This is a genomic window from Nocardia arthritidis (genome assembly GCF_011801145.1).
In the GTDB taxonomy this organism is placed as follows: domain Bacteria; phylum Actinomycetota; class Actinomycetes; order Mycobacteriales; family Mycobacteriaceae; genus Nocardia; species Nocardia arthritidis_A.
Map to the genome: position 1 here is coordinate 7588914 of NZ_CP046172.1, position 23673 is coordinate 7612586.

The 23673-nt window shown below is 67.1% G+C and carries 22 protein-coding genes; 7 read left to right on the forward strand and 15 right to left on the reverse strand.

What is annotated here, in order from left to right:
• Positions 1 to 8: 8 nt before the first annotated feature.
• Entirely contained in the window at positions 9 to 932 is a 924-nt protein-coding gene (locus tag F5544_RS34145; RefSeq protein WP_167476986.1) for a LysR family transcriptional regulator, read from the reverse strand.
• A 73-nt stretch (positions 933 to 1005) separates the two neighbouring features.
• Between F5544_RS34145 and F5544_RS34150 the strand changes: the two genes are divergently transcribed.
• Positions 1006 to 1170 (forward strand): hypothetical protein, encoded by a 165-nt coding sequence (locus F5544_RS34150; protein WP_167476987.1) that lies wholly within the window; start codon positions 1006 to 1008, stop codon positions 1168 to 1170.
• An 11-nt stretch (positions 1171 to 1181) separates the two neighbouring features.
• Here the strand turns inward: F5544_RS34150 and ffh are convergent, their stop codons facing one another.
• The 6 genes from ffh to ftsY all read right to left on the reverse strand — a co-directional run bounded on the left by ffh (position 1182) and on the right by ftsY (position 9561).
• On the reverse strand, positions 1182 to 2747 hold the full coding sequence (ffh, locus tag F5544_RS34155; protein WP_167476988.1) for a signal recognition particle protein: 1566 nt from the start codon (positions 2745 to 2747) through the stop codon (positions 1182 to 1184).
• A 135-nt stretch (positions 2748 to 2882) separates the two neighbouring features.
• Positions 2883 to 3197: a hypothetical protein gene (locus F5544_RS34160; RefSeq protein ID WP_225729787.1), complete on the reverse strand. Its 315-nt coding sequence runs from the start codon at positions 3195 to 3197 to the stop codon at positions 2883 to 2885.
• Positions 3198 to 3298: 101 nt separating this feature from the next.
• A complete protein-coding gene (locus F5544_RS34165) occupies positions 3299 to 5722 on the reverse strand; it encodes a [protein-PII] uridylyltransferase (RefSeq protein WP_238846792.1) in 2424 nt (807 codons plus the stop codon).
• 158 nt (positions 5723 to 5880) lie between these two features.
• Complete coding sequence (locus tag F5544_RS34170) at positions 5881 to 6219, reverse strand: P-II family nitrogen regulator (protein ID WP_167479663.1); 339 nt, start codon at positions 6217 to 6219, stop codon at positions 5881 to 5883.
• A gap of 5 nt (positions 6220 to 6224) precedes the next feature.
• Entirely contained in the window at positions 6225 to 7577 is a 1353-nt protein-coding gene (locus tag F5544_RS34175; protein WP_174867642.1) for an ammonium transporter, read from the reverse strand.
• A 286-nt stretch (positions 7578 to 7863) separates the two neighbouring features.
• Positions 7864 to 9561 (reverse strand): signal recognition particle-docking protein FtsY, encoded by a 1698-nt coding sequence (ftsY, locus tag F5544_RS34180; protein WP_167476991.1) that lies wholly within the window; start codon positions 9559 to 9561, stop codon positions 7864 to 7866.
• A gap of 202 nt (positions 9562 to 9763) precedes the next feature.
• On the opposite strand from ftsY, the gene F5544_RS34185 reads away from it, so the two are divergent.
• Positions 9764 to 10153 carry a DUF2237 family protein gene (locus F5544_RS34185; protein ID WP_019048221.1) on the forward strand — a complete coding sequence of 130 codons (390 nt, stop codon included), beginning with the start codon at positions 9764 to 9766 and terminating at the stop codon, positions 10151 to 10153.
• A gap of 160 nt (positions 10154 to 10313) precedes the next feature.
• Here the strand turns inward: F5544_RS34185 and F5544_RS34190 are convergent, their stop codons facing one another.
• Positions 10314 to 11075, reverse strand: coding sequence for a TetR/AcrR family transcriptional regulator (locus tag F5544_RS34190; protein ID WP_167476992.1), 762 nt, complete (start codon positions 11073 to 11075; stop codon positions 10314 to 10316).
• Between the two features lie 102 nt (positions 11076 to 11177).
• On the opposite strand from F5544_RS34190, the gene F5544_RS34195 reads away from it, so the two are divergent.
• Positions 11178 to 12095: an NmrA/HSCARG family protein gene (locus tag F5544_RS34195; RefSeq protein WP_167476993.1), complete on the forward strand. Its 918-nt coding sequence runs from the start codon at positions 11178 to 11180 to the stop codon at positions 12093 to 12095.
• Positions 12096 to 12147: 52 nt separating this feature from the next.
• Here F5544_RS34195 and smc read toward each other — a convergent pair whose 3' ends face one another.
• Positions 12148 to 15753 carry a chromosome segregation protein SMC gene (smc, locus tag F5544_RS34200; RefSeq protein ID WP_167476994.1) on the reverse strand — a complete coding sequence of 1202 codons (3606 nt, stop codon included), beginning with the start codon at positions 15751 to 15753 and terminating at the stop codon, positions 12148 to 12150.
• Positions 15754 to 15985: 232 nt separating this feature from the next.
• Here smc and F5544_RS34205 point away from each other — a divergent pair, with 232 nt between their 5' ends.
• Positions 15986 to 16702 (forward strand): hypothetical protein, encoded by a 717-nt coding sequence (locus tag F5544_RS34205; protein ID WP_167476995.1) that lies wholly within the window; start codon positions 15986 to 15988, stop codon positions 16700 to 16702.
• A gap of 16 nt (positions 16703 to 16718) precedes the next feature.
• On the opposite strand, the gene F5544_RS34210 is transcribed toward F5544_RS34205, so the two are convergent.
• On the reverse strand, positions 16719 to 17138 hold the full coding sequence (locus tag F5544_RS34210; RefSeq protein ID WP_167476996.1) for a DUF1707 SHOCT-like domain-containing protein: 420 nt from the start codon (positions 17136 to 17138) through the stop codon (positions 16719 to 16721).
• A 182-nt stretch (positions 17139 to 17320) separates the two neighbouring features.
• Between F5544_RS34210 and F5544_RS34215 the strand changes: the two genes are divergently transcribed.
• Genes F5544_RS34215 through F5544_RS34225 form a run of 3 tightly spaced genes read left to right on the forward strand, consistent with a single transcriptional unit; the run spans position 17321 to position 19537 of the window.
• Positions 17321 to 18454, forward strand: a complete 1134-nt coding sequence (locus tag F5544_RS34215; RefSeq protein WP_167476997.1) for a hypothetical protein — start codon at positions 17321 to 17323, stop codon at positions 18452 to 18454.
• A gap of 22 nt (positions 18455 to 18476) precedes the next feature.
• Positions 18477 to 19094, forward strand: a complete 618-nt coding sequence (locus F5544_RS34220; RefSeq protein ID WP_167476998.1) for a hypothetical protein — start codon at positions 18477 to 18479, stop codon at positions 19092 to 19094.
• A complete protein-coding gene (locus tag F5544_RS34225; RefSeq protein ID WP_167476999.1) occupies positions 19091 to 19537 on the forward strand; it encodes a hypothetical protein in 447 nt (148 codons plus the stop codon). The genes F5544_RS34220 and F5544_RS34225 overlap by 4 nt, the downstream gene beginning before the upstream one ends.
• A gap of 22 nt (positions 19538 to 19559) precedes the next feature.
• On the opposite strand, the gene F5544_RS34230 is transcribed toward F5544_RS34225, so the two are convergent.
• From F5544_RS34230 to F5544_RS34250, 5 genes are all read right to left on the reverse strand, one after another.
• Positions 19560 to 20726, reverse strand: a complete 1167-nt coding sequence (locus F5544_RS34230; RefSeq protein ID WP_167477000.1) for a glutathionylspermidine synthase family protein — start codon at positions 20724 to 20726, stop codon at positions 19560 to 19562.
• Complete coding sequence (locus F5544_RS46735; protein ID WP_238846793.1) at positions 20726 to 21730, reverse strand: hypothetical protein; 1005 nt, start codon at positions 21728 to 21730, stop codon at positions 20726 to 20728. The genes F5544_RS34230 and F5544_RS46735 overlap by 1 nt, the downstream gene beginning before the upstream one ends.
• Before the next feature lie 304 nt (positions 21731 to 22034).
• Positions 22035 to 22310, reverse strand: a complete 276-nt coding sequence (locus F5544_RS34240; RefSeq protein WP_167477001.1) for an acylphosphatase — start codon at positions 22308 to 22310, stop codon at positions 22035 to 22037.
• The gene (locus tag F5544_RS34245) at positions 22310 to 22750 is read right to left on the reverse strand and encodes an OsmC family protein (RefSeq protein ID WP_167477002.1); all 441 of its coding nucleotides are present in this window, start codon (positions 22748 to 22750) and stop codon (positions 22310 to 22312) included. Before F5544_RS34245 ends, F5544_RS34240 begins: the two co-directional genes overlap by 1 nt.
• Before the next feature lie 192 nt (positions 22751 to 22942).
• The gene (locus F5544_RS34250; protein ID WP_167477003.1) at positions 22943 to 23650 is read right to left on the reverse strand and encodes a response regulator; all 708 of its coding nucleotides are present in this window, start codon (positions 23648 to 23650) and stop codon (positions 22943 to 22945) included.
• Between the last annotated feature and the right edge of the window lie 23 nt (positions 23651 to 23673).

Here is a 23673-nt window from a genome sequence, read left to right on the forward strand (position 1 = left end):
AGGAAAACCTAGCCATCGAAGACGACCACACCCGGTCGCTCCCGGCACACCTCCCACACCGCCGCGAGCCCGATTCCGATCAGCGGATGGTCGCCGCTCCCCCGCCGCACGCAGATATTGTGCCGCCGGAACGGCCGGGGCTCCCCGTGCAGCGGCACCCGGACCACCGCGAGATCACCGGGCAGACTGGCCAGCCGCGGCACCAGGCTGACCCCGAAGCCCTGCGCGATCATGGCGGAAATCCCGATCCAATCGATCGCGCGATGGCCGACGTGCGGCGTGAATCCCGCGGCGGCGCAGGCGGCCAGCAGGAATTGCTGATGGGCGACGCGATCCGGCGCCCCGATCCATACCTCCCCGGCCGTCTCGGCCAGCGCGATACTCGTCCGCGCGGCGAAGGAGTGCCCGGCCGGAACGAGCAGGTCCTGCGGGTCATCCAGCAGGGGCCACTGTTCGAAGCGCAGATCGTCCGGCGGCGGAGTATCCACGGTCGGGAAGACGACGGCGATATCGATATCACCCGCCAGCAGCAGATCCAGGCAAAGCCCGCTCTCGTCGGAGCAGAGCTCGACGGTGAGCCGCGGATGTACCGCGCGCAACCGGGCCGCCGCGGGCGCGACCACCGCGGTCGCCGTCGGCGAGCTGCCGATCCGCAGCACGCCCGCGATGCCGTCGCGATGTGCGGCCAACTCGGCCCGCGCCCGTTCCGCCTGTGCCGCAAGCAGATCCGCGTGCCGCAGCAGGGTGTGCGCGGCCGCGGTGAGCTGGACGCGGCGACCGATCTGTTCCAGCAGTCGCACGTCGAGTTCGTTGGCGAGCTGACGCAACTGCTGGGATACCGTCGACGGCGTCAGGTGCAGCGCCCGCGCCGCCGCGGTCACGGTGCCGTGCTCGCGCACCATGCGAAGGGTATGCAGCCGCGGATCAATCATTCGGTAATTCAACACGATTCGCTGCGGAATCTTTCGATGGACCCGAACGCCGGATGCGGTGAACACTGCGAATATGACCAGCGAAATCTGCACGCACTGCGGACAGCCGATCGATCGCGCCGACCGCACCATGTCCCGCCACCGCACCTCGGAGGGCACCGTCGTCTACACGCGCTGCGCCTGCGGCGGTGTGCACATCTGGCTGGAAGCGCACACCCGCAGCCTGCTCGCCGGTTGAAAAAGAATCGGCTACTTCTTCGGGAATTTGAGCTTCGACAGGTCGAAACCCTCCAGCCCCGGCGGCAATTCGTTCAATCCGGCGGGCATATCGGACAGGTCCGGCATTCCGGCGGGCAGCCCACCCATGCCGGGCAGACCGGGGAAGCCGCCGCGCACCTTCGGCGGCGTCGGGCCACGACCGCCCTTCTTACCCTTCTTGCCGCCCTTCTTGTTGTTGCGACGTCCCGCACCGGGCAGCCCCATCTGGCGGCCCATCGCCGCCATCATCTTCTTCGCGTCGAAGAAGCGATCGACGAGCTGATTCACCTCGGATACCGATACGCCCGAACCGTTCGCGATGCGCAGCCGCCGGGAGGCATTGATGATCTTGGGATTATCCCGCTCGGCGGGTGTCATACCGCGGATGATCGCCTGCACCCGATCCAGCTGCTTATCGTCGATCTGGGCGAGCGCGTCCTTCATCTGACCGGCGCCGGGCAGCATGCCGAGCAGATTGCCGATCGGACCCATCTTGCGGATCGCGAGCATCTGATCGAGGAAGTCCTCGAGGGTGAGCTCACCGCTGCCGATCTTGCGCGCGGCCTCCTCGGCCTGCTTCGCGTCGTATACCTGCTCGGCCTGTTCGATGAGGGTGAGCACATCGCCCATGCCGAGGATGCGGCTCGCCATCCGGTCCGGATGGAAGACATCGAAATCCTCCAGCTTTTCGCCGGTGGACGCGAACAGGATCGGCACGCCGGTGACCTCGCGCACGCTCAGCGCCGCACCGCCGCGAGCGTCGCCGTCGAGCTTGGTGAGCACGACGCCGGTGAAGCCGACACCGTCGCGGAACGCCTCGGCGGTGGTGACCGCGTCCTGACCGATCATGGCGTCGAGCACGAACAGGATCTCGTCCGGCTGCACGGCATCGCGAATGCCGGCGGCCTGCTGCATGAGTTCGGCGTCGATGCCGAGGCGGCCCGCGGTGTCGACGATGACGATGTCGTGCTGCTTCTGCCTGGCCTCCTCGATACCCGAGCGGGCCACGTTGATCGGGTCGGCCGCGGAGATGCCCAACGGGTTCTCGCCGCCGCCGATCGAGGTGCCGGGATGCGGCGCGTAAACGGGGACGCCCGCGCGCTCACCGACCACCTGCAGCTGCGTGACGGCGCCGGGGCGCTGCAGATCGCAGGCCACCAGGATGGGCTGATGTCCTTGGCCCTTCAGCCATTTCGCGAGTTTTCCGGCGAGGGTGGTCTTACCGGCGCCCTGCAGACCGGCGAGCATGATCACCGACGGCGGGTTCTTGGCCAGGTTCAACCTGCGGGTCTCGCCGCCGAGAATGCCGACGAGTTCCTCGTTGACGATCTTGACGACCTGCTGCGCCGGATTCAACGCCGCGGAAACCTCGGAGCCCTTGGCGCGCTCCTTGATGCGTGCGATGAACCCGCGCACCACGGGCAGCGCGACGTCGGCCTCGAGCAGGGCGAGCCGGATCTCCCGGCAGGTGGCGTCGATGTCGGCCGGTGACAGACGCCCCTTACCACGCAGATCCTTGAGGGCACCGGTAAGCCGGTCGGACAGGGATTCGAACACCGATCGCGCTCCTGATCTCGGGGGACGTCTAAAACACTGCTCTCCCAGGGTAATGGGCTAGCCCGAGTGTTCGCGCACGCGGTTCGAAGTCCAAGGCAGAAACCTTGGGAAATAAGGGGAATTCGCGAAGGCCGGTCAGTCGAGGGAGCGGCGGCGCGGTTTGACGGTCTTGCGGTAGTCGTGATTTTCCTCGGCCACCATGAATACCGCCTCGCGGGCGGTCAGGCCTAGCTCCAGGGCTAGGTCGTCGAGCATGGCCCATTCGGTGGTGGTGGGAATCCGCGAGGCGGCGACGGTGGTGGCGATTGTCATCGCGGTCACCGCCTGCTGACCGCTGAGGGTCCGCCCGGGCAGCCAGGAGACGACCCAGCGGTCTCCGCCGACACACCGCGCCATGTGCGTCGTCTCGTCGCTGGTCATCATCGATGCCGAAACCACCTCAATTGCCACCGACCTGCTCCCCTCACGCTTGCGATAGCCGGACGCTCTGATATTAAGGCGCGCGGAGCCCCGCGTATACGAGTTCCAGCAAATCGCGTGCAACAGGTTGGCTAATCGGTGGTCGGGGTCGGCTCCGGTTTCTTCGGCGCGGGCCGGGGAACCACGTCCAGAATGGCCTTTTCGATGGTTTCGCGCCGTTCCGGCCCGTCGTCGGCGCCGAGCTCGAGACAGAACACGTCGACCACCGCGGCGCCCATGGTGACGACCCTGGCCCACCGCACATCGGCGCCGGCCGCGGCGAGCGCAGCGGCGAGTCGGCTCAGCAACCCGATCCGGTCCTCGGCGCGCAGTTCCAGGATCACCTGGCCGGGCAATGAACTGTCCGACCAGATCACCCGCGGTTGGGCCTGCGCGAACGGGCTCGGTTTGGCGCCGACCGAGTCACGTTCTCGCTTGGCCAGCAAAGCGGGCAGGTCCAGGTCGCCCGCGATCGCGCGGATCAGCTCCTGCCGCAGCAAACCCGGATCCGGCGGATCGCCGAACTTCGGTGAGACGACGAAGGTGTTGATCGCCGAATCCCCCTCGCTGCCGAGCGCCGCGGACAGCACGCGCAGCGAGTGCAGCGCCAGGACACCGGCCGCCTCGGAGAGCAGTCCCGGCGTATCCGGCGCGATGACGGTGACCTCGTGCGTGTGTTTGCCCGCGCCCGGCCGCAATTCGACGTGCACGCCGCCCCACTTCGCCTTGGCGACCAGTTCCGGATCGATTTCGGCCGGGGTCGGGAGCCGGTCGCCCGCCATCACCAGGCGGCAGCGGCGGACGAGTTCGCCGATCAGCGAGGCCTTCCAGTCGCCCCAGACGCCGGGGCCGGTGGCCAGCGAATCCGCCTCGGCGAGGGTGTGCAGCAGATCGAGCAGTTGCGCGTCGCCGCCGAGCGCATCGACGACGAACTGGATGGTCTCCGGATCGGCCAGGTCGCGCCGGGTCGCGGTATCGGGCAGCAGCAGATGGTGCCGGACGATAGCGCTCAGCGTCCGCACATCGGACGGCCACAGGCCGAGGCGGCGGCCGACCTGGGTGGCCAGTTCCGCGCCGACGACGCTGTGATCGCCCGCCCGTCCCTTGCCGATGTCGTGCAGCAGCGCACCGAGCAGCAGCAGGTCCGGCCGGGCGACGCGGGTGCTCAGCGCGCTGGCGTAGGCGACCGTCTCCATCAGGTGTCGGTCCACGGTCCAGGTGTGCATGGCATCCCGCGGCGGCAGGTCGCGCACCGCGCCCCACTCCGGAAACAGCCTGCCCCACAAGCCCGTTCGGTCCAGCGCCTCGACGGCATCGATGACGCCGCGGCCCGCGCCGAGCAGCACGAGCAGATCGTTGACCGCCTCCTTGGGCCACGGTTCGCGCAGTTCGGGCGCGTCCTCGGAGAGCCGGTTCAGCGTGGTCGCCGACATCGGCAGTCCGGTCTGCGCCGAGGCCGCGGCCACCCGCAGCACCAGACCGGGATCCCGTTGCGGCCGTGCGTCCCTGGCCAGCACCACCTCACCCGCGTGCTCGACGACACCCTCGTCGAGCGGGCGGCGCACCGGCATGCGGCGCAACCGCGCCAGCCCGCGCCGCGGCAGCGCGTTGGCGGCGGTGCGCAGGCCGACATCCACCGAATAGCTGACGGTCCGCGCGGAATCACTGAGGGTGCGGGCGAGGTCGAAGCGGTCACCGATGCGCAGCGCGCCGCCGATTTCGTCGGCATCCTGTGCCCGCAGCTGATCTCGGGCGCGTCCGGCGACCCGATGTAACTCCGTGCGAACATCCAGCAAACGTCGTTGGGCCTGTTTGAGACCGCCTCCCGGCACGTCCGGACCGAGTCCCGGCATGGCGTCGGTCAGCTGTGCGATAGCCAGCGCGTCGAGCAATTGGATATCGCGCAATCCGCCGCGGCCATTCTTCAGATCCGGTTCGGCCCGGTGCGCGATCTCCCCGCTGCGCTGCCAGCGCGCCTGTGCCTGGGCGACCAAAGCGTCGAAGCGCGAACGGATTCCGGTGCGCCACTCCCGGCGCACCCCGCCGATCAGCAGATTGCTGAGTTCCTCGTCGCCGACGATATGCCGGGCCTCCAGCATGCCGAGCGCGGCGGTCAGATCGTCGGCGGCGACCCGAACGGCCTGCGCCACGGTGCGCACGCTGTGGTCGAGTTTGATATGTGCGTCCCAGAGCGGATACCAGAGCCGGTCGGCCACCTCCGCGACCCGCTTCGGATCGACGTCGTCGTGCAGCAGCACCAGATCCAGATCGGAATACGGCAGCATCTCCCGCCGCCCCAACCCGCCGACCGCCACCACCGCCAGACCGCTGTCGCGGGCGATGCCGAGCTCGGCGCCCTTGCCGGTGAGCCACAGTTCGTAGAGGTCGACCAGCGCCTGCCGCAGTGATTCGGCGTCGAGGCGCGGATTCCTCGGATGGCCCCCGTCGAGTAGTTGGTCACGCGCCCGAACCAGATCCGCCGCACCACCGGACACTTCGTACTGCTCACTAGCCACTGCCCACCACCCCAATCGATGCTGGCGGCCCCGTCCCGACCGGTGCTCCGGTGGGAGCGGGGCCGCCGCTCAGCCTCGTCATGCTGTTTTCGCGCCGCTCACGGACCCTGGGTGGTCACGCTGCGCCACCTCCTTCGGGCCCGACGCGCACGTCACGGTTACAGCGCGTCGGTACCACGTTCGCCGGTCCGCACCCGGATGATCGACTCGACCGGGGTGACCCAGACCTTGCCGTCACCGATCTTGCCCGTCCGAGCCGCCTCGACGATGACCTCGACGACCTTGTCGACCGACGCATCGTCCACGACGACCTCGACCCGGACCTTCGGGACGAAATCGACCGAGTACTCCGCGCCGCGGTACACCTCGGTGTGACCCTTCTGGCGACCGTAGCCCTGTACCTCGCTGACGGTCATGCCCAGCACGCCCGCCTGCTCCAGACCGGTCTTCACGTCCTCCAGAGTGAACGGTTTGACGATTGCGGTGATCAGTTTCATTGCGGTCATGCCTCCTTGACGGCCGTACGTGCCGTGCTACCCACAGCAGCAAAATCGTATGCCGTTTCCGCGTGCTCGGATTCGTCCAAGCCGAGCGATTCGGCCTCGTCGCTGGCGCGCAACCCGATCGTGAACTTGACGATGTAGGCGATGATCAGCGCCGCGACGAACGAGAAGGCAAGCACCACAAGGGCGCCCACCGCCTGCCGCCATAGCTGATCGATACCACCACCGTAGAACAGGCCCTTGGTGTTCGCGTACAGACCCGAAGTGGCGGCGGGCGATTCGGGCGCCAGGAACAGCCCGACCATAAGGGTGCCGACGATGCCGCCGACCAGGTGGACACCGACCACGTCGAGCGAATCGTCGAAGCCCAGTTTGAACTTCAGGCCGACCGCGAGCGCGCAGGCGATGCCTGCGACCGCGCCGATCGCGAGCGCGCCGAGCACGTTCACCGAGGAACACGACGGGGTGATCGCGACCAGACCGGCGACGATGCCCGAGGCGGCGCCCAGCGAGGTGGCGTGACCGTCGCGCAGCCGCTCCACCAGCAGCCAGCCGAGCATGGCCGCGCAGGTCGCGATGGTGGTGGTGATGAACGTGCTGCCCGCCGCGCCGTTGGAGCTCACCGCGGAACCGGCGTTGAAGCCGTACCAGCCGAACCACAGCAGGCCGGCGCCGAGCATCACGAACGGCAGGTTGTGCGGACGGAACGCGGTCTTCGGCCAGCCCCTGCGCTTACCGAGCACCAGCACCAGTGCCAGACCCGCCGCACCGGCGTTGATGTGCACCGCCGTGCCGCCCGCGAAGTCGATCGCCTTGAGATGGTTGGCGATCCAGCCGCCCGCGTGCACCAGGTTGCCGTCCGGATCCTTGACGTCGAAGTCGAAGACCCAGTGCGCCACCGGGAAATAGACGACCGTCGCCCAGATGCCCGCGAACAACATCCATGCGCCGAACTTGAGCCGGTCGGCAACCGCACCCGAGATGAGGGCAACCGTGATGATCGCGAACATCAATTGGAACGCGACGAATACGGTCATCGGAATCGTGCCCGCCAGCGGAATATGCACCTCCGGAGTGGTGATATTGCCTGCGGCGTCTTTCACCGCGTCCGCCGAATTGCCGCCGATCAGACCCTTGAGCCCGAAGAACTGCGCCGGATCGCCGATAACACCGAATTTGTTGTCGCCGAACGCCATCGAGTATCCGTACAGCGACCACAGCACGCCGATGAGACCCATGGCGCCGATGCTCATCATGATCATGTTCAGCACGTTCTTGGAACGCACCATCCCGCCATAGAAAAACGCCAGGCCAGGCGTCATCAACAGCACGAGTGCCGAACTCGCCAGCATCCATGCGGTGTCACCGGTATTCGGTGCTCCGGTCAAGGGAAAAGCCACCTTGAAATCCTCCTCATCTCGGGCCCGGCCGATAACGGCAAACGGACCTGCCCAGAAGGTTCCTCATTCGGTGTTTCATCCGTGAGTTTGCGGTGTTTCGCATATGTGAACGCATGGTGCGGTTATGTTGCTACCACGTTTCCGTGTCCGATTTGCCGCGCTCAGCGCGGCGTGTCCGCGGCCCCGGCGAGTCTCGCGGCGGAAACCGGAGCGGGAGCCGATCTCGGCTCGCCGACCGTCAACCCAGCAGTGCGTCCACGAAAGCCGCCGGTTCGAACGGGGCCAGGTCGTCGGCGCCCTCGCCGAGACCGACCAGCTTCACCGGGACGCCGAGTTCGTGCTGCACCTGGAAGACGATGCCGCCCTTGGCCGTTCCGTCCAGTTTGGTCAGCACCACGCCGGTGATGTCGACCACCTCGGCGAACACCCGCGCCTGCATCAGGCCGTTCTGTCCGACGGTGGCGTCGAGCACCAGCAGCACCTCGTCGACGGCGGCCTTCTTCTCCACCACCCGCTTGACCTTGCCCAGCTCATCCATCAGACCGGTCTTGGTGTGCAGGCGGCCCGCGGTATCGATCAGCACCGCGTCGACGCCGCGCTCGATACCCGCGGCCACCGCGTCGAAGGCGACAGCCGCCGGATCGGCGCCCTCGCGGCCGCGCACGGTATCCGCGCCGACCCGCTCGCCCCAGGTCTGCAGTTGATCCGCGGCGGCGGCGCGGAAGGTGTCGGCCGCGCCGAGCAGCACCCGGCGGCCGTCGGCGACCAGCACCCGCGCCAATTTGCCGGTGGTGGTGGTCTTTCCGGTGCCGTTCACGCCGACCACCAGCAGGATCGACGGATGGTCCGCATGCGGCAGCGCGCGCACCGCGCGATCCAGTTCCGGGCGCAGCGCATCGATCAGCACCTCGCGCAGCACCTCGCGGGCCTGTTCGGCGGTGCGCACGCTGCGGCCGGCCATCTCCTCGCGCAAACGGTCGACGACGGCGGCCGTGCTGGCGGTGCCGAGGTCGGCGAGCACCAGCGTGTCCTCGACCTCCTCCCACGATTCCTCGTCCAGGTCGCCGCCGCCGAGCAGACCGAGCAGCGACTTGCCGACGGCGTTCTGCGAACGGGACAGCCTGCCGCGTAGGCGTTCCAGGCGGCCGGTGGTCGGTTCGATGGTGTCGAGCGGCGGGGCGGTGGCCGCGGCGGCGGCATCGGACGGGGCGACTACCTCGGGTTCGGCAACAGGCGCGGATTCCGCGGCTGTCGGTGCCGATTCCGGGGTGGCCGTGCCGGATTCGGCGGCTGCACCGGAGCCACGGGTCGTCGTGCCGGAGCCTGCGGTCGCGCCGCCGGACCCGGTCGCCGGTTCGGCGGTCGTCGTGCCGGACTCGGTCGCGGCGTCGGGTTCGGCGGTCGTCGCACCGGACCCGTCCGCGGCCTGAGATTCGGCGGTCGTCGCACCGGATTCAGTGGCGCTTCGGGATTCGGCGGCTGTTGTGCCGGACCCGGTCGCACCCCGAGGCTCGGCCGTCGCGGTGCCGGATTCGGTCGCGGCATCGCCATCGGCCGCCGCATCGGGTTGCCCGGTCGGCGCGGCGGATTCCCTCGCGGCCTCGGTGGATTCGACATCCTCCGTGGGCAACTGAACATTGGTGATGCCGCGCCGCGGTGCGTCCCGCGGTATCGCCGCGTCATCGCCGACGTGCGGCTGGCCCTCGGTATCGGTCCGCTCGATCGGGGCGGGTTCCGGTTTGGTCGCGGTCCCGCCCTGGCTGAAGGTGAATCCACCCGACGCCGTGTAACCGCCCGACTTGTCGGTCAGCTCTTTCCGCTCGTCGGACGGCGTCAGCGAGACACGCCTGCTCCGGTACCGGACGAAACCGGCGACCAGGGCCACCAACAACACGGCGGCGACGGCGGCGATCAGGATCCACACTTCGGCACTCACGCGCCCCATCCTTGCAGAACCGCCTCGGTCGTCGGCGGACCACATCGCCCGGTGAGCTGCGTCACCACCGCCGACGGACCGGTCGATGGCCACTGATGGGCAGGTCCCGCCGGATGACGGGCCGGCAAATTAGTCGGACACACGAGGGGTGAGATTTCTTGTCCTGCGGAACTTCTCGCGACGGGCCAATAGGATCGGCGAGGTGACCGATCGAAACGTGCTTGGGGGGCCGCTGGAAGAGTGCGGCACCGATCCACTCACCGGCTTCTACCGGGACGGCTGCTGCAGCACCGGGCCGGAGGATCTGGGTAGCCACACCGTGTGCACCGTCGTCACGGCCGAGTTCCTGGAACACCAGGCATCCATCGGCAACGATCTGAGTACGCCGCGCCCGGAGAACAACTTTCCGGGCCTGCAGCCCGGAGACCGGTGGTGTGTGGTGGCCGTGCGTTGGTTGCACGCGCACGAGGACGGTGTCGCCGCACCCGTCGTGCTGGCGGCGACCCATGAAAACGCGCTGGAAGTGATCTCCATGGATATCTTGCGCAAATACGCCGTCGACGTGCCCGACGACGTCAGCGACCTGCTGTAGCGCCTCGTCCACGAACGACGGTAACCGTCGAGGCGGTCGGCGGTCGGCGGGTGATCCAGGAGGTGGGCACGCGCCGAGCGCCGAGCGCCGCGGTGGCCCGGTCGATGTCGGCGCCCGGTACGGCTCGGCGGCGAGTACCGCGGCGGCCCAACCGAAGTCGTCAGCCCGCCGCCCGCCCGCGATCGGCGGCACGCCTGCGATGCGCCTTCTGTCGGCACGCCGACGAACAGTAGCGCGGCGGGCGACCGGTACCGGCGGGTCGCATTGCGGTGCCGCAGATCGGGCAGTGCCTAGTTTGTTCCATTTCGTTACGCGCGCCAATTTCGTTATGGCGCTTGGCCTGCGCACCGACTTTCGTAACGGCCGTCGGCGCCCGTAGCGAGTCGAGCACCAGGCCCGCACCGCGCGACAGTCGGCCGTCGTATCGTCGATGTCGTTGGATGGCAACACATCCGGTGAATATCTCGGTAATGTCGGCGACGGTGATATCGGCGCGCACGCTGCCCTGCAGCTGCGCGGCCCGCAGCAGGGCGCCGAGCGCCTGATGGAATCGCGCGCCGATCAGCGCATTCGGCCAGCCGTCATCGGATTGCACGAGATCGCACAGCGCCTGCACGCGCGGCGCGGATACCACGAGTTCGGTACAGACCGCGAAGAACGTCGCGCCGGGATCCGATGCTTCGAGCCCGGCGGCGATCAGCTCCGTCATCCGATCGATGCGCTCCTGCATCACCGCCTGTAACAGCGCGGATTTCGTTGGGAAGTGCCGGTATACGGTGCCTGCGCCGACACCGGCCGACCGTGCGATCTCGACCAGCGTGACCGAAGTGCCCTTCTCGGCAAAGGCACGCCGGGCGGCGGCGAGCACCAGTGCGCGGTTGCGCCGGGAGTCGGCGCGCTCGAGGGTCAGTGGAGCGGACATTCGTTACGGCCTTCCGGATAGCGCCTGGTCTGCGGGTGTGGCCACCCATATGGTTCGAATACGGGTTGTTCGACCCGATTCTATCGAAACAGACAGGTGAACATGTCCACTCAGCAGTCCCCCATTCTGATCACCGGAGCCACTGGCAAGCAGGGCAATGCCACTGCGCGCAAACTCCGCGCCGACGGTGTGCCGGTGCGCGCCCTGGTGCGCGACCCCGATGCGCCATCGGCACGCGAATTGGCCGGGCTCGGCGCGGAATTGGTGGTCGGCGATTTCGACGCACCGGATACCTTGACACCGGCGGTCGCCGGCACCCGCGCCGTATTCCTCGTTCCCCCCGCCGCTTTCGGACCGAGCGGCTGGGATTCCGAACTGGAGGCCGCGCGCGGCATCGCCATGGTCGACGCCGCGGTCCGGGCCGGCGTCGAGCAGATCGTGTTCACCGGCATCGCGCAACTGCGCGACGACTCATGGGGCACGTACGGCAAAGACAAAATCGAAAACGCCGTCGCGGCAAGCGGTCTACGCTACACGCTGCTGCGGCCGGTGCGCTTCATGGAGAATTACCTCAATGCTGCGACACTCACCCTCGACGGCATCCGGGCAGACGGGGTGCATCGCCACCTCTTCCCCGCCGACCAGCCGCTGCAGATGATCGCGGTGGCCGATATCGCCGAATTGGCCGCGCTGATCTTCGCGGACCCGGCGCGATTCCACGGCCGCACACTCGAATTGGCGGGCGACGCACCGACACCGGTGGCCGCGGCCGAACTGATCACCGCGGCCACCGGACACAAGATCACCTATCAGGAAATCACCGCCGCCGAAGCGGACGCAATCGGTAAGCAGATCGGCAATACCTGGCGGCTGACCCACGAACACGGCGGCTGGCAGGCGGACATCCAAGCGCTTCGGGAAATCCTGCCCGGTCTCCAATCCCTCGAATCCTGGCTCGCCGCAACGGGAACCGCTCGGATCAAGGCGTTGTTGGACGAACAGCGTCCGGCCGCTGGCTGATCGCGGCACGCACATCGAATTATGTTCGGCCGCAAGTGGATCGGCGCGGAGGTCAGCTGGCCGCGCCGACCAGATTCTCCCCGCGCAACCGCTGCGAGATCACCTGGGTGATGCCGTCGCCGCGCATGCTCACGCCGTACAGCGCGTCGGCGATCTCCATGGTCGGCTTCTGGTGGGTGATGACGATCAGCTGGCTCTTCTCGCGCAGCTGCTCGAACAGGCCGATGAGCCTGCGCAGGTTGGTGTCGTCCAGCGCGGCCTCGACCTCGTCCATCACGTAGAACGGCGAGGGACGGGCACGGAAGATGGCGACCAGCAATGCGACGGCGGTGAGCGATTTTTCACCGCCGGACAGCAGCGAGAGCCGCTTCACCTTCTTGCCCGGCGGGCGGGCCTCCACCTCGATGCCGGTGGTCAGCATGTCGGACGGGTCGGTGAGCAGCAGCCGCCCCTCGCCGCCGGGGAACAGTTTCGCGAACACCTCGACGAATTCGCGTTCCACATCGGCGTAGGCCTCGGTGAAGACCTGCAGGATCCGCGCATCCACCTCGGCGACCACCTCGAGCAGGTCTTTCCTGGCGTTCTTCACATCCTCCAGTTGGGTGGCCAGGAAGTTGTAGCGCTCCTCGAGCGCCGCGAACTCTTCCAGCGCAAGGGGATTCACCTTGCCGAGGGTGCCGAGATCCTTTTCGGCGCGTTTGGCGCGGCGCTCCTGGGTGGCCCGGTCGTACGGCTGCGGCTGCGGCGGGGACACCTGGTCGCCGCGGTCCTTGGCCTCCTCGTACTCCCGCCATTCCAGATCGGACGGCGGCAGCGGGACATCCGGACCGTATTCGGCGATCAGGTCGGCCAGCGCGATGCCGAACTGTTCGGCGATGGTCTGCTCCAACTGCTCGATCCGCAAGGCGGCCTGGGCCTTTGCCACCTCGTCGCGGTGCACGGCATCGGTGAGTTGGGTGAGCTGAGCGCTCAGCGCGCGCACCCGCTCCTTCACCTGGTCGACCTGGGCGGCGCATTCGGTGCGGCGGCGCACCAGGTCGTCGCGGCGCGTCGCGGCCTGTGCCACAACCGTTTCCAGTTCGGCCGCCACCCTGGCGCCGGATTCCGCGACGGCCGCCGCCACCTCGGCGGCCCTGCGGCGGGCGGCCTGCGCGCGTTCGGCACGGGCTCGCGTCTCGCGTTCGGCCCTGGCCGCCCGGCGCAGCGAATCGGCTTTGCCGCGAACCGATTCCGCGCGCTCCTCGGCGGTGCGCACGGCCAGCCGCGCCTCCACCTCCATGGATCGGGCCTCGGCGAGCGCGGCCGCGGCCTCCTCGCGCTCCTGGCCGGCGGATTCGGTTGCGGCGCCGTCGTCGTCGGAGTCGCCCCGTTCGAGTTCGGCGTTGCGCAAACGGTCTTCGAGGTCGGCGAGTTCGGCGAGCGTTTCCTCGCGACCCGCCTCGGCCTCCAGCCGCTGGGTGACCAGCCGGTCGCCTTCGGCCTGCGCGGCGCGCGCCGCATGGCCGAGCCTGCCGAGCCGGTCGTAGATGCCGATCATGGCCTGATCCGATTCGTGCAGCGCCAGCAGGGCCTGGTCGACGGCCTCCTTTCGGTCGGCCTGCTCGGCGAGCGCACCGGCGAGCGCAGCCTCCAGTTCCTCGGCGCGGCGCTGGGACGCGACGAGATCGGCCTTCGCGGCATCGATATCGGCCTGGATCTCCAGCTGACTCGGCGCGCGATCGGATCCGCCGAGCAGCCAGCCGTTACCGGTCAGGTCACCATCGCGGGTGACCACCCGCAGGTGCGGTCGCCCGGCGACGAGTTCGCTTGCCGTGGAAAGATTTTCGGCAACCACGAGTCCGGCGGTCAAGGCGGCTATGGCCGGACGCACCTGTTCGGAACAGTCGACGACATCGGCCAGCCAGCGGGCGCCGTCGGGCAGCGGCGCATTATCGGCCGCCGCCACCGGGCCACCGCCGAAAACCAGTGCGGCACGGCCGCCGTCGGCCTCCTTCAGCGCGCGCACGGCCGCATGCGCGGTGCTGCCGGTGTCGGCGGTGACCGCATCGGCGAGCGGACCGAGCGCGGCGGCCACCGCGGCCTCGTATCCGCCGTGCACCCGCAGCAGCCCGGACAGCGGGCCGAGCAGGCCCTGCGCCCGGTTCTCCACCAGCCAGGCCGCGCCGTCGCGACGCGCCAAACCCATGCCGAGCGCCTCGATGCGCGCGGTCAACGAGGCGACCCGCTTACCGGCATCGCGATCCTGGTCACGCAGTTCGGCGACGCGCTCGTCGGCCAATTCGAGGGCCTGCACCGCATGTTCGTGCTGGGCGTCGAGGCCGTCCTCGCCCGCCTCCAACTCACCGAGTTCGGTTTGGACCGCGTCGAATTCGGCCTGCGCGGCCTCGTGGCGCTGCCTGGATTCGGCGAGCGCCGCGGACAACCTGGCGATCTCACCGTCCACCGACTGTGCCCTGATGCGCAGCGTGTCGACCTGCCCGGCCAACCGGGCCGCCCCCTCGCGGCGGTCGGCGATCGCCCGGACCGCCGCCAGATGCGCCTGTTCCGCGGCCTTGGCGGCGTGTTCGCGTTCGGCGAGCGCGTCGCGGGCGGCCTCCAGCGTCTCCGTCGCGATCTCGACGGCCTCGCGGAGCTCGGCCTCCTCGGCCTCCACCCGATCGGCCTCGGCCTCCAACTGCTCCGGATCGCGGCCGGTGCCGACCGGGGTTTCGGTGTCGAGATGCCTGGCCCGGTCCTCGGCGATGCGGATGGTCGCATTGACCCGTTCGGCCAGCGCGGACAGCTGGAACCAGATCTGCGCGGCCGCCTCCGCGCTCGGGGTCAGCTTGCCGAGCTGGAATTCCTGTTGCGCGAGTGCGGCATTGGCGGCATCGAGTTCGGCCTGCACGGTGACCTGCTGCTCGCGCGCGTACGCCTCCTTGCTCTGCTGACTCTCCAACTCGCCGCGCCTGGTCACCAGGTCGTCGGCGGCCAGGCGCAGGCGCGCGTCGCGCAGATCCGCCTGCACCGTCGCGGCGCGGCGCGCCACCTCGGCCTGCCTGCCGAGCGGTTTGAGCTGGCGGCGCAGTTCGGTGGTGAGGTCGGTGAGGCGGGCCAGGTTCGCCTGCATCGCCTCAAGTTTGCGGACCGCCTTCTCCTTGCGTTTGCGGTGTTTGAGCACACCGGCGGCCTCCTCGACGAAGGCCCTGCGGTCCTCGGGACGCGACTCCAGGATGGCGGAGAGCTGGCCCTGCCCGACGATGACGTGCATTTCCCGGCCGATACCCGAATCGCTGAGCAGTTCCTGCACGTCCATCAGGCGGCAGGAGCTGCCGTTGATCTCGTATTCGCCCGCGCCGTCGCGGAACATCCGGCGGGTGATCGACACCTCGGCGTAGTCGATGGGCAGCGCGCCATCGGAATTGTCGATGGTCAGCGTCACCTCCGCGCGCCCGAGCGGGGCGCGGCCCGAGGTGCCCGCGAAGATCACGTCCTGCATCTTGCCGCCGCGCAACGCCTTCGCGCCCTGCTCACCCATCACCCAGGTGAGCGCGTCGACGACGTTCGACTTTCCCGAACCGTTCGGCCCGACCACACAGGTGATGCCCGGTTCGAAGCGCAGCGTCGTCGCGGACGCGAAGGATTTGAAACCCTTCAGCGTCAGGCTCTTCAGGTGCAAATTCGACGACCTTTCCGTATGCGGACGATCCGCCATGGTATCCGTCGCTACCCGGCTTACCCCGGACCAGGCTATCGAGTCATCGCCGAAACTCCGGTATTTCGGTGTGCCTCGGATTTGCTCACCATACTGCGCGGCGCCGCGCGATTCCCCTCGCCCTGCCATCGGGCGATCGCTGCGCATACGATCCATGCGACCTCACCAGCCGAGTGTTTGTTCGGGAGCGCAGCGCATGCCAGTTCCGGTGCTCGAGACCAGCACGGTGCTGCGTCTTGTCCGGATCGGCTCGCTGGTGGCGGGCAGCCTGATCTTCCTATGGGGGTGTGAGGTCAGCAGACGGCCGATGCTGACGGATGTGTGGACCGAGCTGGTGCTCTCGGCGCTGCTCGGGCTCACCGCGCTGGTCGTCGCCTGGTTCGAGGTGGCCCGGCGCGGACGCCGCCCGCCGCCATCGGAATGCCGGTTCGAGGTCGACGGTTTCGCGGTGCGGGTGCGCATCGTGGCATCGGGTGAGCTGGTGTTCCGCGGCCGCGAATTCGTCGACAGCCGACCGGAATACGAGTGGGCGTGGACCTTCCACCCCGATACCTTCCCGGCCATTCGCGCCGCGCTCGACGGCAAGGGACATCTGCTCGCGATCCTGGATCGCACAGTGCCGCAACTGGATCCGGAGATCCGGCAGGATCCTGGGGCGTGGCTGTACGAACAGGGCATTCCGGCGGCGTTCCGGGAGCGCGGCGTCAGCCCCACCAGGATCACCGCGGACCTACCGATCGTCGAACCCGCCGCGCGACCACCCACGCGACCCCGCGCCGATCGTCGGCCACCGGCCCGTGAACAGTACGGGACGCACAGAGCCCGCGGTTATGCGCGATACGAGGCCGATTCCTATGGCGCCGAGGGAGATTCGGATCGTCGGCGCCGGGGCCGCTACCGGCTCGATTATTGATGCCGTCGCGGTCGGCTCACCGCTGCGGGCGACCGGAACAACGTCCGGCCTCGAATCCGGCGAGCATCCGGAATACCAGCACGGCACCCCACGGCCCGATCACCCACATCGGCCAGAAGTAGGTGAGCGAGCCGACGCCGAGCGAAATCGCACCCCAGATGACCAGCACGAGCACGCTGACCCCGAGCCAGCTGCCGCCCTCGATGCGCTGCCAGATCGGTACGCGCGAATTACGCTGCGCCACCGAATCTTTCAGCCGAGGCAGATCCGAAAGCACCACCGACAACTCCTCGCGCGTCGCGGTCGCATACACCCGCGCCACCCGCTGATCGTATTCGGCGAGGTCGATCCGCCCGTCCGCCATATGCCGCCCGAGCAACCGCACCACCCGCTCCCGCTCGGCATCCGAGGCGCGAGTCCCGGTCGAGAGTTCCATCCCAGCTCCAACCCTCCATAGTGGAATATAACCAGCGTGAACCGTCCAAAGTGGAATGTCAAGTCCGTCGCCGACCGAGAACTACGTGATGACGACGTAGGACCCGCAACCCGATCGCGCTCGAGCTCGGCTCGGCATATGACTGATAACCTCGAACGAGACACTCGATCGGGGGGGTAACGATGGCCGACGTGCCTATGAGCGAGCTTTCGGTCACCTCTGCCGCCCTACTCGGCTTCGCCGGAGATTTGAGAAATACCGGCGAAAGCCTACTGCGCAACACGTCGAGGATATCGTCGATGTTGTCACTTCCAGGTGACGCCTCCGGCCTCCTGGAGACTTTGACCTCCTCATTCCAAAATTTCCGGGATCGAGTATCAGCACTCGGTAGGCAGAGTCACGATCAGGTCCTGACTTTCGGTAGCAATCTCGAAACTACCGTCCAAAGGTTCCAGCAACAGGACACCGCCTGGGCCAGGGCCATGACCACCGCCACGTCCTCGCTTTCGTTGCCACCACTGGACCAGACCGCAACGGACAAAATCCGATTCAGTGGGATGCAATTTTTTGATCCCGTGGATATCCAGACGGAGAACCTCAGCGTCAAGGCCGTCGTCACCGGCGCTCACGACATCATCTCCATATTCGATGAGCGATTGAGCCAATCGATCGGGATAAAACCAGCAGAATACTATCTCAGCCCTTTGGCTTGCGACTGGGAGCATATCCGGACCATCGGCAAGCGAATCCGGCAGCTCGGAACCAACGATTCCGTCACCGCATGGAACCTGAACAGTGGCTCGCGGTGGCTGAGCTCGAAATGGTCGGGCAAGGCCGCCGACTCCTACGCGACCACCATCAGCACCCTCGAGACTACGATTTCGCAGCGCAGTGCCGATATGGAAACCATCTCGAATACGCTGGAAAAGGGAGGCGAATGCCTGGAACGGCTGGTTTACAACCAGGCCGCGGGCGTGTCCACCGGGCTCATGGAACCGCTGAAATTGCTGGGATTTTCGCTCCCGGTCGGGGTCTGGGCCCAAGTGGCGGATCGTCCGATGAACGATGCGGTCAAGAACCAGATCACCTCGGCGATCAACACCGTGCGAACCATGGCCGACACCAGGAACACAGAGATAAAACATTTGCTGGAACGGATTCAACAGGTCTTGGCCTACGAGCCGGGAACTCGGGTCCCCGAGCCGACCGACGATCTTTTCAACCTCCCCAGCAAGATCGTGGCAGATTTGGGGACCCTTCGGTACGGATACAAGAACAACGTATGGTGGGAACACAGCCTTGCATCCACCCTCTGAACCTCCGATTCCCGACAATGTCGTGGCATACGGTTCCGCCGATGGGATCGTAGACAAAGCCGAGGCGGCCGCGAACTGGTCGGAGGCCGGATACGTAGCCGCCTACTTCGATATGAAAGGTTTCGACTTCGCCTCGGAACTATTCGACTTCTACATCGGGAACAACGGTCCCGATGCCCGATACACGATGACTGCCGACCAAGTCCGAAAGGTATTGAAAACCGGCGACGTCAGAGACAAGGCCAGAGTCGGCCTCGACCGCATCAAGGACATAGTGAAGGCCGATCCTCGAATTGGTTCCAGAGAAGTAACAACCGACTGGATCCTGACCTATCCGACCGACGACTCGGATATCGCGAACGCTTTGGGACACTTTTCGATCGCGGTTGGCAGCGATGTCAAGGTCGAACAAAAAGATGGCGATAGCAGATTACTGGCCCACATCGATTGCGTGGTATACATCTATGATTACTATAATTTCGACCAAGCCCGCCAATTCGACACCGACCTCATATACAGCCTGAAAACCAATATCGACGCCGATATGAGGCAGTTGGAAGCGGCCGGGTGGGCCCGCAGCTTCCGTGTCAGCGGCAATACGAGAAATATCGTGCCTATGTCCTGGGAAGGGTACCTGTGAGACGCGCTCTCGCACTTCTGCTACCGGCCGCTTTCCTGCTCATCGGATGCAAGGCCGAATTCGGTGAGAAGTCCGCTCCGGACGAGCTGGCCAAATGCGCGAATATCCACTTCGCTGCCGCACCGCATGTTGCCGCGCAGCACTTCGCCGCCGACTTCGGGGCGGGTCGAACAGTGTCCGCCATCGTCGACGTCCCGCAGGACCAGGTGGCGCCCTTCCAGCAGCTCTCCGCGTTGGGTCGATTCACTCCCGGTGTGCCGCCTGAGTGGCGGTCGGAGCACTGGATGGACTCGGCCGTGGCAGACGCTCTGAAGGCCGATACCGGAAATATCCAATTCAACGACTACCATCCCCCCTTCCCGGCTCGATGGATCGTCATCCACGACAGCGGAAACGACCAACGGCGGATCTTCATCAAGGCGTACTGCGAAGGCGACGCCTGATATGCGACCGAGTTGAACTCGGCTACTCCGTGATGATGCGGTGCGGGATGAAGGCGGAGCCGTCGTCGGTGATCGGGCCCGCGGATTCGCGGATGCCCATGCCCGCGGCCGAGTCGCCGACGATCCAGGCGCCGATGACCGGGCGCATATCGTCGAAAAGCGGTAGGGGGTCCAGGAGTTGGTAGATGTAGCCCTCTTCGCCGTAGACGCCGCCGGTGGCGGTTTCCAGACCGGCGCCGACGATGGTCATATTCGCGCCCTCGCGGCCCAGCTTCGGCTTGCGAATGTATTCGGTGAGCTCGTGCGGCGCATCGATGTAGGCGGGCAACAGATTCGGATGGCCGGGATACATCTCCCACAGCACCGCGAGGATGGATTTGTTGCTCAGCAACGTCTTCCACAGCGGTTCGATCCACATGGTCTGCGGCAGACTCGACACCACCCGCTTGCCGAAGTCGTCGTCCAGCGCCCACTCCCACGGATAGAGCTTGAAGATCGCCTCGATCGGCGCCTCGGCCAAATCGACGAAACGCTCGAGCTCCGAATCGAATCCGACCTCCTCGATGGGTAGCGCGACGGTATCGAAACCCGCCTCGGCGGCGGTCTCCTGCATATAGGCGGTGGTCACATTGTCCTCACCGCTGGAATCCGCGCCCGACCAGCTGAAGTGCAGCTGGGCGCCGGGCAGGATGTCGCGCAACACCTTCCAGCGATCGACCAACTGCTCGTGCAGCGAATTCCATTGGTCCCCACCGGGATAGGAGTCGGTGAGCCAATGCCACTGCACGATCGCCGCCTCCAGTAGCGAGGTGGGCGTATCGGCGTTGTACTCCAACAGTTTCGGCGGCCGCCGCCCGTCGTAGCGCAGATCGAAGCGGCCGTACACGTGCGGGTCCCGGCGTCGCCACGATTCGGCGATCGGTTCCCAACTCCATTCGGGCAGACCGAAATCCCTATACCGCTCGGTCAGGATGATCTGGTCCACCGCGTCCAGGCACATCGAATGCAGCAATTCGACCTGGGATTCGAGGGCGAGTATCTCGTCCATATCGAATTCGTAGTGCACCGATTCGTCCCAGTACGGCCTCGGACGACCGGCGGCGTCCCTGGCGGGCACACCGTAGACCAGGCCCTGGCTCTGAATGGTCTGCTGCCATCCGCGCCGGGGCGCCCCGCGCACGCGTCGCACTACGAGCCACCGCCGCTCTTGCTGCCGAGCCCGCCGCGCTGAATTGTGGTGCCGCTCTTGGTGGTGATGTGCGCGTTGCTCGGGCGGTCGAACGTCCCGCCGGTCGGCGGCTTGCCAACGGTGCCGGTGCCGCCGTAGTAGTACCGGTACTGCGGACTCCCGATGGGCACGATGAGCGGGAACGGGACGAACCCGTTGCTGTCGTCGACGAATCCGGGGTGCCCCGGCCCGCAATGGGGGTCGGAGTCGGGCACGACCGTCTTCTGGTCTCCCTCGAGTTTGGTGCAGTAGGCGGTCACGTTCTCGTAGTCAGGTGCCGTCGCGGTGCGGTACGCGAGATAACCACCTCCGACCAACGCCGCGACACCGACAATCGCGGCACCGCCGATCATCGCCCGTTTCCGGTTGCGCCGCTTGCCTTCCGCGGCCGCCTCGGCGGCGAGCCTGGCCTCCTCCGCGCGTTTACGAGCCTTGTCCCGAGCCCGCGATTCGGCAAGTGTCGGCGGACGCGGCTGCGTGATACCCGCCTCCTGCACCTGGATCCGACCGCGCGAGACATCGGACTTCTCCAGCGACACCGTCGGCGAATCCGCTGCCGCAAGGCTTCCCGGATCCGCGCCGATCGCATCCAGCAGAACCCCGTCCACCAGCGTCGGATTCGGCCGGTCGGCGAATGTCGATTCGGGCCGGGTCGGCCCCGGCGGCGGGTAGCTGGGATATACCGGCATCGGATCCGGGACCAGGAGCGTCGGATTCGGCGCGACCGGCTCAGCCCACCACTCCCGGTTCGCCGACTCCGAGACCTGCGGCAACAAAGGTGTCGTCGGCTCAGGAGAAGGCGATTCCGACGCGGCCGATTGCGAGGCAGCCGATCCGACCGCGCCCGGTTCCGGCACAACCGGTTCGCGCGAAACCGATTCGGACACCGCCGATTCCGCGGCCTGCGGCAATAACGGCGTGGTCGGTTCGGGCGCAGGCGATTCCGCAGCCGCCGATCCGGACACCGGCGATCCCGGCATCGCCGATTCGGGTGCGGATGGCTCCGGTCCAGTCGATTCGCGCGCGGCCGATTGGGGCAGCCCCCGCTCCGCGGCCACTGAATCCGGTCCGACCAGTTCGCGCGCGGCCGATCGGGAGTCAGTCGATTCCCGCACCCTCGACTCGAACGAAGTGCGCTCGGGCTCAGGCGCTTTCGCCGACCCAGAACTCCCGGATCCAGCAGCGTCGTCGCGCAACGAATCCGACCGATCCGGCATGCCGGGATCCCGTGTGCTCATCCCGTCTTGCCCCCGTTCGCCCGAAACTTCATCAGCGCTCCTCGAATCCCGCCAAATCTCCCCGCGCCGCCTCCCAGTTTTCCACGACCAGGGTGACCCTGCCCGGAGTTTCACCGGAGCGCAACAGCCCGAGCAATCGCTCGCAATTCGGCCGTGACCCCTCCGCGATCACATGCACCCGCCCATCCCGGGCATTGGTGGCATGACCGGTCAGGCCGAGTTCCAGCGCCCGCGATCTGGTCCACCAGCGGAACCCGACGCCTTGCACCCGACCATGCACCCAAGCGCTAAGTCGGACAGCCTCCATCAACCCTCCACGGCGAAATTCAGCGTCACCTTGGTACCCGCCTTCAGCGTCCGGCCGACGGTGCATGCCCTGTCGACCGCGCGCTGCACGGTGACCAGCAACCGCTCCCGATCCTGTTCGCTTAGCTCCGACAGATCCAGCTCGAACTCCTCGTCGAGCTGCGGGTACAGCTCGTTCTCCCGGTCGGCGTCGCCGGAGACGTGGATCGTCGCGTCGAAGTTGTCGCCGAGTTTGCGGCTGAGCGAGAAGTCCGCGCTCAACCCGGTGCAGCCCGCCAGCGCGATCTTCAACAGTTCACCGGGGGTGAAGCGGCCGGGGACACCCTGCGAGCCGATCAACACCTCGGCGCCGCGCGAACTGCGCCCGATGTACTCGCGGGTGCCGGTGCGCTCGACCCATAGGGAGGTGGGGACAGTGGTGGGTGCGGTCTGCTCGGACATGCTCTCGATCCTGCCATTTGAGTAGGTATGGCTGCATGCCCGCTGTCCCGCCTCCCCGCGCTTTCAGGCCAGACTCGTGTGCCACACCGGCTGCGTCGGCGACCGGCGGCTGAGACGCTGGTCCAGTTGGCCCGTACCCGATGAGTTACCCATGTTGTCGCGAAATCAGATGTTGCGTCGGATTCCCATCACTCACTCCTGGAAGCGGTAGCCCATGCCCGCCTCGGTCAGCAGATGCTTGGGATGCGAGGGATCATCTTCCAGCTTGCGCCGCAGCTGCGCGAGATACACACGGAGATAATGGGTTTCGGTCGCGTAGGAGGGTCCCCACACCTCGCGTAGCAGTTCGCGCCTGCCCACCAGCTTGCCCTTGTTGCGGACCAGCATCTCGAGCATGCCCCATTCGGTGGGGGTCAGGTGCACCGTCTCACCGTTCTTGGTGACCTTCTTGGCGGCCAAGTCGACGGTGAACGACGCGGTCACCACCACCGGGTCGGCGGTGTCGGCGTCGGTGGCGCCGCGGCGCACCGCGGCCCGCAGCCGGGCGAGCAGTTCGTCCATACCGAACGGTTTGGTGACGTAGTCGTCGGCGCCCGCGTCCAGCGCCTCGACCTTGTCGGCCGAATCGGTGCGCGCCGAGAGCACGATCACCGGCGCGGTCGACCAGCCGCGAAGTCCGGCCAGCACCTCGATGCCGTCCATATCGGGCAGGCCGAGGTCGAGGATCACGACGTCCGGATGTTTGTCGGCGGCGGCACGCAGCGCCGCGGCGCCGGTGGCCGCGGTGATCACCTCATATCCGCGAACCGACAGGTTGATGCGCAGCGCGCGCACGATCTGCGGCTCGTCGTCGACCACCAGCACTCTGGTGGCCGGGGTTTCCTGCGTCTTATCGGTCATCGCCGCTTCCTGTGTTGGTAGGG